A 1,051-nucleotide genomic window follows, 5' to 3' on the forward strand; every position below is an offset into this window, starting at 1 on the left:
CACCAGTAGGTCCAGTAGGTCCGATGCCGCCCGTAGCACCAGTAACACCAGTAGGTCCAGCAGGTCCGATGTCGCCGGTTGCGCCCGTAGCACCAGTCGCGCCAGCAGGTCCAGCAGGTCCAATGTCGCCGGTTGCGCCCGTAGCACCAGTCACGCCAGTAGCTCCCGTAGCACCAGTAGGTCCGATGTCGCCAGTAGCACCAGTAGCACCAGTAGCACCAGTAGCACCAGTCACGCCCGTAGGTCCAGTAGGTCCAATGTCGCCCGTAGCGCCCGTAGCGCCAGTAGCACCAGTAGGTCCAATAGGTCCAATGTCGCCCGTAGCGCCCGTAGCGCCCGTAGCACCAGTAACGCCAGTAGCACCAGTAGGTCCAATGTCGCCCGTAGCGCCCGTAGCACCAGTAACGCCAGTAGGTCCAGTAGGTCCAATGTCGCCCGTAGCACCAGTAGCACCAGTAGGTCCAATGTCGCCCGTAGCACCAGTAGCACCAGTAGGTCCAATGTCGCCAGTAGCACCGGTAGCGCCAGTAGCGCCAGTAGCTCCCGTAGCACCAGCAGGTCCAATGGCGCCGGTAGCGCCAGTCACGCCAGTAGCACCAGTAACGCCAGTAGGTCCAATGTCGCCAGTAGCGCCGGTAGCGCCAGTAGGTCCAGTAGGTCCGATGTCGCCCATAGCGCCCGTAGCACCAGTAGGTCCAGTAGCGCCAGTAGCACCAGTAGCACCAGTAACGCCAGTAGCACCGGTGGCACCAGTCACGCCAGTAGCACCGGTAGCACCAGTCACGCCAGTAGCTCCCGTAGCGCCAGCAGGTCCAATGTCGCCGGTAGCGCCAGTCACGCCAGTAGCACCAGTAACGCCAGTAGCACCAGTAACGCCAGTAGCACCAGTAACGCCAGTAGGTCCAGTAGGTCCAATGTCGCCCGTAGCGCCGGTAGCGCCAGTAGCGCCAGTAGGTCCAGTAGGTCCGATGTCGCCCGTAGCGCCCGTAGCACCAGTAGGTCCAGTAGCGCCAGTAGCACCAGTAACGCCAGTAGCACCGGTGGCACCAGT

The 1,051-nt window shown here is 62.3% G+C and carries 1 protein-coding gene; it reads right to left on the minus strand.

What is annotated here, in order from left to right:
- Positions 1-1,051: collagen-like domain-containing protein (locus HDC33_RS03200; RefSeq protein ID WP_179391068.1), on the minus strand; the 1,051-nt coding region annotated here is incomplete at both ends.

Source organism: Sporosarcina sp. JAI121 (genome assembly GCF_013408665.1).
Taxonomy (GTDB): Bacteria; Bacillota; Bacilli; order Bacillales_A; family Planococcaceae; genus Sporosarcina.